General features: G+C 52.9%; 5 protein-coding genes. 3 read left to right on the top strand and 2 right to left on the bottom strand.

Annotated elements, in window-relative coordinates; genetic code table 11:
- Positions 1-165 precede the first annotated feature (165 nt).
- On the top strand, positions 166-717 hold the full coding sequence (locus KOR42_RS18520) for a low molecular weight phosphatase family protein (protein WP_146511330.1): 552 nt from the start codon (positions 166-168) through the stop codon (positions 715-717).
- Between the two features lie 59 nt (positions 718-776).
- Here KOR42_RS18520 and KOR42_RS18515 read toward each other — a convergent pair whose 3' ends face one another.
- Both KOR42_RS18515 and KOR42_RS18510 read right to left on the bottom strand, forming a co-directional pair.
- Entirely contained in the window at positions 777-2,261 is a 1,485-nt protein-coding gene (locus KOR42_RS18515) for a DcaP family trimeric outer membrane transporter (protein WP_146511329.1), read from the bottom strand.
- The gene (locus KOR42_RS18510) at positions 2,258-3,619 is read right to left on the bottom strand and encodes an SAM-dependent methyltransferase (protein ID WP_197441335.1); all 1,362 of its coding nucleotides are present in this window, start codon (positions 3,617-3,619) and stop codon (positions 2,258-2,260) included. Before KOR42_RS18510 ends, KOR42_RS18515 begins: the two co-directional genes overlap by 4 nt.
- A gap of 334 nt (positions 3,620-3,953) precedes the next feature.
- Between KOR42_RS18510 and KOR42_RS18505 the strand changes: the two genes are divergently transcribed.
- Both KOR42_RS18505 and KOR42_RS18500 read left to right on the top strand, forming a co-directional pair.
- Positions 3,954-4,886, top strand: coding sequence for an SGNH/GDSL hydrolase family protein (locus KOR42_RS18505; protein ID WP_197441334.1), 933 nt, complete (start codon positions 3,954-3,956; stop codon positions 4,884-4,886).
- Between the two features lie 451 nt (positions 4,887-5,337).
- Entirely contained in the window at positions 5,338-6,927 is a 1,590-nt protein-coding gene (locus KOR42_RS18500) for an aspartate:alanine exchanger family transporter (RefSeq protein ID WP_146511327.1), read from the top strand.
- Positions 6,928-7,006: the final 79 nt, after the last annotated feature.

The following is a 7,006-nucleotide window of genomic DNA, read 5'->3' as shown; positions in this document are numbered from 1 at the left end:
CAAATCGAGCGAAGCCATGATCTATGTGGCTTCCATTGGTCGCATGCTCCGCCGCTTAGCTCCTTCACCCAACCAAGCTCCGTTCAAATACCGACTTACAGCATGAAGAGGATTCCGGATAGGCTCTCACTGAATTCGATCAGATTCCCGTTGAACGAGAACAAGTTGACGAGTTCTATTTATGCACGTCAGGAGTCCGGTCTGCCAGTGAAGATGACATTCATTTGCACGCACAACTCTCGACGCAGCCATATGTGTCAGTTGTGGTCGTCGGTCGCGGCTCACTACTTTGATGTGACGAGTTTCCAATCGTTCTCGGGAGGAACAGAAGCAACCGCATTTAATCCGCGAGCGGTCGCGGCACTGAACCGGGCGGGAATGAACATCGAGCTCAATCGGCCCGGTTCGAACCCTGTCTATGTTGCTCGGTTCTCTGAATCGAGTCCGGTGCAATCCTGCTTCTCAAAGATTTACGTCGCGCCGCCGAATCCCACCGATGAGTTTTGTGCGGTCTTGACCTGTTCGAGTGCAGACAAGAGTTGTCCGGAGGTTCAGGGAGCGCAACTTCGCGTGGCAATTCCTTATGACGATCCCAAAATTGCAGACGGAACGCCGGAAGAATCACTCGCATATGACAATCGCGCAGCTCAAATTGCTCGTGAGATGTTGTATGTGTTCGCTCAACTGAAGAACGAGAATTCAGCAACTCTTAAGTAGAGAACAAACATTTCTCTAACTCGACGCGGCGAACGAGTACGTGTGGTGATTATCACTTCTTATGGAAGGTCGAAGATGAATGAAGCCTGCAATCGGTGAGCGGCTGCAGAATCGTCGTCGACGTCAGTCCGGACCCCGTAGAGATACTCGACACCGGTGGTCACTCTCTCGAGTGGTGTCCAAAGTAAATTCACTGCGAGATAAGTCGTCTTTTTGACATCTGTGGGTGGCTGTAGCGGAGTGATTTCGAGCTGGTTTTGGGCGTACGTAAAGTTCGAGCTTAAGTCCTCATTCCAGTCGTGGGTGACGCCAACCATCCAGCCGAACATTCCGACGGGTTCATCACTCGTGAGCGAAACGGGAGCAGCGTCGGGAAGCGAGCGAAAACTTCCGATTCCTTTTCCAAAGACGACCTGGCTGTAGACTTTCGAATTGGCTCCGACGGTCTTCACTCCGCTGAAGTTAAATCCCCAACCATAGCCGGTCATGACATCCCCGTGAGATTTTTGAAATCCTCCCACGCGAAGCACGTTTGCAGCTTGGAACTGTCCCCAATCGGGGCTGTAGCGGATACGGGAGACGAAGTCCGGAGCGACGGTACGAACGTCTCCGACAACACCGGGAGGAAGTTCGTAAATGAATGTCGCATCTTCCACCGCAACAGCAGCTGTCACGTCTTCCGAAAATCCAGGCAGTCCGGTGGTCCATCTCGCGAGTGCCTGTCGCCGGTTCACGCTCGATACAGAACCTTCGAAGTCAAGAGTCGAGGGAAAGGCACTGACATCCGTGAATGTCGTCCAGGTCTTCCCGACAAGCAGCGAGCCAACCTCTCCGTAAGCGTGTCGCAATCGAAACGTTGACCCGTCTCCGAAGAAGTCACCTTCCACGTAGATTTGAACTAAACGATCGTTCGATGCCCAGCGAGTATCGAAGCTCAACCGCGTCTGACGAGCATGAAATCGCGTGTTCGTACGGGGAGGGGCTCCGACCGGAATGCTCGTGGTGATGAAGGAGTCCATCGAATCGATGGGAGAGAAGTCGTAGATGAAGTCTGCTTTGACATAGCCGCCAATTTTCATGGCGACATTGTCTCCCACGACAACCAAGCCCCCTTTGAAGTCGGGAGCAGAATAGAGATCGGTTCCAATCCCGAAGGAATTTTCGTCGGTCGTGAAGTTTCCCTGAAACCGGTTGAGCTCTTGAAACTGGCTGAGATCGTCAACCGAAGGCGGAGCAAGGTTCGCTGCGGTAGGTCCATTAAAGACGTCGTCAACCGGGGCGGGAAGCTCTGGAAGATCCGGAAGAACGAAGTCGCTGTCAGGAGGAGAAGGCTCCTGTCCGAATACGCTCTGGCCGAACACAACAATCAACAAACCGATGATCAGCGCGAATGGTTTTGACATTTTGCGTGCTTTGATCACCATAGGATCTGTCAGCCGAGCAAAACTGGACACCCCTGGAAACGGCGACTCCATCAGATTGTGAATTTCATCGAATTGCAGTTTCGTTGTGTCCTGCAGCCAGTCCGCGACGGCATGAATCATGCAGCTCTGCGCTCAACGTGCGATTGATGAGAAGACTTCGGTTCGTACAAGTGCTCGCGTGTGGGAGGCATTCCCGAAACACCTTTTGATGCGCGTTTTCGACCAATTGTCTGGTAAATACAGGCCGATCCGTCTCCCAAAGCGAACGAGACTCCAGCGAGGTACAACAACCACATGCGGTAGCGTTCCTCGCCGATCATTTCGATCGCTTGCTGCTCGTGTTGGGAGAGTTTCTGACACCAAAGCTTGCAAGTTAAGGCGTAGTGATCTCGCCATCCTTCGACATCGTGAACTTCAAATTTGTGGGCTTCCATGGATTGGAGCATGTGCCCGAGGTGGTCGAGTTCCCCGCCGGGGAAGATGTATTTCGCGAGCAGACGACGTTCGGGACGCATCTTGCGGAACTGCTTTTGAGTCGCTTTCGCAGGTCGTGTAATTCCATGGCAGAGAAACAAACCGTTGTCCGGCAGGAGTTTGTTGACCGTCTGCATGTAGAGGCCCATGTTGTCGATGCCGACGTGCTCGACCATTCCGATGCTGGCAATCTTGTCGTATGTGCCTGTCAGGTGTGCGTAGTCTTTGAGTTCAACGGTGACGCGATCTTCAAGCCCGAGTGAGCGGATCTTGTCATTCGCAAAAGCGAGTTGCTTCTCGGAGAGCGTGACCCCATGGGCTTTGACGCCGTACTCTTTGGCTGCGTGGCAAACGAGCGCGCCCCAGCCGCATCCGATATCGAGGAAAGTCTCTCCGGGCTGCAGCATGAGCTTCCGGCAGATCATGTCGAGCTTGTCATGCTGAGCCTGTTCAAGCGAATTCGACCAATCGGTGAAATACGCACAGGAGTAAACCATCTCCGGATCAAGAAACAGCGAGTAAAACTCATTGCTCAAGTCGTAATGAAACTGAATGAAGTCTTTGTTCTCCGCTTGTTCACGATGCAGACCAAGTTCGTCGCCGGAGTAGCAGTGGTCAACTTCAGTCGATTCCGCAGTTCCCAGAATGAACGGGAAGAGCGATTTGATCGCTTTCCATTTGCTGATGCCTTTCAAGCTTCGCCTTGAATGTTTCGTGCGAAGATCGGCAAGAAAGGTGTAGAGGTCAGCACCGTGAAAATCGATGTGCTTGAGGGCGAAATGGCGAGCCAGGTTGTCGAGCGTCGGTCGACGAATCAGTGACGTCACAACGCCCGGGCTGGAAATGGACACTGCTCGTCCGGGAATCACAGAATCTCCGAGGGGAATCTCTGTTCCGTCCCAAAGTCGGATCGAAAACGCAGCATTGATGTGCTCAGCGAGATGAGTCCAGAAAGATTTTGCGGCAGCAAGCTGGCGAGATTCCTTCGAGGGCATATCAGACATCCATCGTCCATGATGTAAGAGTGTCAATTTGTCTCGGTGAGTTATCCAAATCTCTCAGAGAGGTCAACCCGAAATCGCACCCGGATCGAGCGGGTGGAGCGTCCAGAATGCGACGTTTCGCAGGTTTGAAACGCAGGTCGGGAGGGTGAGGCTTGGCACCTCGTCATTTTTCGCAAAATTGTGGCAAATTACGCACTCTACCCAGTTTTTCGAGCTAGCGTTCAGAGTCCAGGATTCGGCCAGGGGTTCGGGAAGGGCGCATTCATTTCGAGTTGGCGGGCTATCCCATTTCTCCCACTATCGATGCGTCGTTATGAGAAGGACTCCGAAGGCTGTGGACCGAACTGAAATCGATTCCCCTGAACATCCGGTACTCGCTGAAATTGCTGGTATCGAACGAGATATTCAGATGCTTCGCGAGATGGATGAACTTTCGGGCCAGCGGCTTCGGCAATCGGAGAATGCTCCGACTCCGCCCGGGCGACCGATCCCTCCCAAGCGTCGCATTTGGCCTTTGCTGTCATTGAGTCTGAACATGTTGTTCATTGCCGGAGGGCTAAGTGTTTTCTTAATGCTCGGGGGAGTGAACTGGCTTCAGGCGAAACTTACGAAAGTTGACCGAAAAGCGGGCTACGCGACCAATCGAGAGAGTTTCTTTGAGTGCTCTCCGGTCTCGGAAGGAGATATCGTTGTTGTCGGTGACAGCCAACTCGATTTCGTCGAATGGCACGAACTGTTGGGAAATCAGGTCCGAAATCGTGCTGTGAACGGGGCGGTGCTGGCAGAGATTGAAAGTCGGCTCTCCGAGATTGTGGACAGCCATCCTCGCTGCATCATCCTCAACGGCGGCATCAATGACTTTCAGGGCGGGAGCGATGTTGACGAAGTCAAACAGCGTTACGTGTCGATGCTGTCGATGCTTACCGAAAAGAAAATTGATCTGATTCTCGTTCCATGTTTTCCGATCAATTCGCGGATTTATCACGAACAGATCGTGCGGACACACCCGAGGATTCATCCTCCGGAACAGTCAGAAGTCGGGGCGCTTGCTGATGTGGTTCGTGAGGTGAAAGCAAGCTCTTCAATAGTTCACGTAGTCGACATCGGTCCGTTCCTCGATGAGAATGGAGAGCTTGCGGAGGAGTACACCTTCGACGGGCTTCATATCAATGGACGGGCAGCGATGATGCTCGCCAACCAGATTGATGGGTACCTCAAAGCGATCCCTGTCTCTTCAGCAGAGAGCGTCGCGACAAGCGCTGAGTAACCTTCTTAGTGGCCACTCTTCTCGACACGGCGAAACTTGATGAAGCATCGTCCGGCGACGGAACGGAAATCGATTCGTTTCGAATCCGCATTCGACCGGAAAAGTGCTCATCACAGCTTTCGACATCTGGCATCGTCAGAATTTCTACCGTCAGATTTTCTTATGGCGAATTGACGTCACTGCTGAACATTACCGGCCCGAGGGCAACTCTTTCGTCGACGTGATCGGTCTCAAAAGAGAGGCCGCAATATCGGTGGTGTCCGATGCCTCTCTTCGCGCTCGACGAGTGACCGATCAAAGAGTTTCGATCCGGTTCTTTTTCGGTCAAACGGAGTGGTAACTCACCGATGATTGACGGTAGTTTGCTGACTGAACAGCAAGTCACGCACTGCGGCTCAGCTGAGCGCTCGCTCAATTCGAATGAATCTGTCACATCAGAGGTTGAATCTTCATGGACGAGTCGACTCAGCAACTTCTCTCACTACTGGTTGTTATCGGGCTCGGTTTGCTATTCGGCAAGGTGAGTCTTCGAGGAATCTCGCTGGGAACTTCGGGGGTCGTTTTCGTCGCTCTGGTGGCTGGGCATTTCGGATTTCGCGTGCCTGAGACCGCCGGACAAATTGGTGTTGTGCTTTTTGTCTTCTGTCTGGGAATTGGAGCGGGATCGAGTTTCTTTCAAGTCCTGTTCTCTCAGGGAAAATCATTGTCGCTGATGGCAGGGGCGATGATTCTCTCGGGCGGGTTGACGACCTGGGCATTGGCTTGGGCTTTTGGGTTGAAAGCAGATTTGGCCGGTGGGCTGTTTGCCGGAGCATTGACGAGCACTCCCGCACTCGCTGCCGCGATCGATTCGCTTCCTCCCGATTCGAAGGCTGCGGTCGGCTTTGGGATTGCCTATCCCTTTGGAGTTGTCTGCGTGATTGTGTTCGTCCAGTTGATTGCGAAGAAGTTCATCAGCTCAGACGAATTGCAACAAACTGATGAGACCCACGCTTCTGGAGATGGAGCGATCTCGAATGTGCTTGTGGAAATTTCGAACCCGGCAGTGTTTGGGAAACGCCCCAGTCAAGTGACGGTGATGTCGAACTCAAAGTGCCAAATTTCGAGAGTCCTGATTGATGGACAACTACAGCCACTGAAAGGTGATTTTGTCTTTGAGGGTGGACAGAAAGTGCTCGTCGTTGGTGGTGCCAACCGGCTCGGAGAGATTGTCGAATTGCTCGGGCAATCAACAGAGAGTGGTGACTACTTCAGAGACACAGAACGTCAGCGACGACGTGTTGTGGTGACTTCAAGCGACGTGGTCGGGAAGACGCTCGAGCAACTTCATCTTCGCAGTCGAATGGGAATTACGGTAACGCGCGTCTATCGACAGGAGATTGAATTTGTTCCGAGCCCGAAGGATGAGATTTGCTTCGGAGATGCCTTAACCGTCATTGGAGAACCGGAAGCAATTTCGAAGTTCGTCAGTTTCGCCGGACATCGTGAGCGGACGCTTGATGAGACCGATCTGATTTCGCTCGTTGCTGGGCTGAGTCTCGGGATTCTACTGGGGCAGGTTCGATTCGAGTTCGGCGAGTTGTCCATTTCGCTGGGAATGGCAGGAGGTCCACTCATTGTCGGGCTGATTCTGGGGAGAGTCCGAAAGATTGGGCCACTTGCGGTTCGCATTCCTCCGGCAGCGAAGTTGTTGCTCGGTGAAGTCGGATTGGCACTGTTCCTTGCTCAAGCGGGAGCAAGTGCTGGACAGAAATTTGTGACAGTGATCACCCAATACGGTCTTGTATTGTGTCTGGTCTCGGTTTGCGTCGTCATGGTGCCGATGCTCGTGGGAGTGCTGATGGCTAGGCGACTGTTCAAGATTGGTTGGCTCGAAGCACTCGGCGGAATTTGCGGCGCGATGACGTCAACGCCCGGGTTGGGGGCTATTACTTCAACGGTCGATTCAAGTCGGCCAGCGACAAGCTACGCGACAGCCTACCCGCTCGCACTCATTCTGATCACGCTCCTGACACCTGCTCTGATTGCATTGATCGGTTGACTGAATTGCTTCACAAGATGCAATCGCTGCAAAGTTTCCACGCAGCAGGAACGTCATTGATCTTGGAACGGTTTAGAGC

The organism is Thalassoglobus neptunius (assembly GCF_007859735.1).
Classification (GTDB): domain Bacteria; phylum Planctomycetota; class Planctomycetia; order Planctomycetales; family Planctomycetaceae; genus Thalassoglobus; species Thalassoglobus neptunius.
The sequence above is the reverse complement of the archived record's forward strand: the minus strand, read 5'-3'. Positions and strand labels throughout refer to the sequence as shown.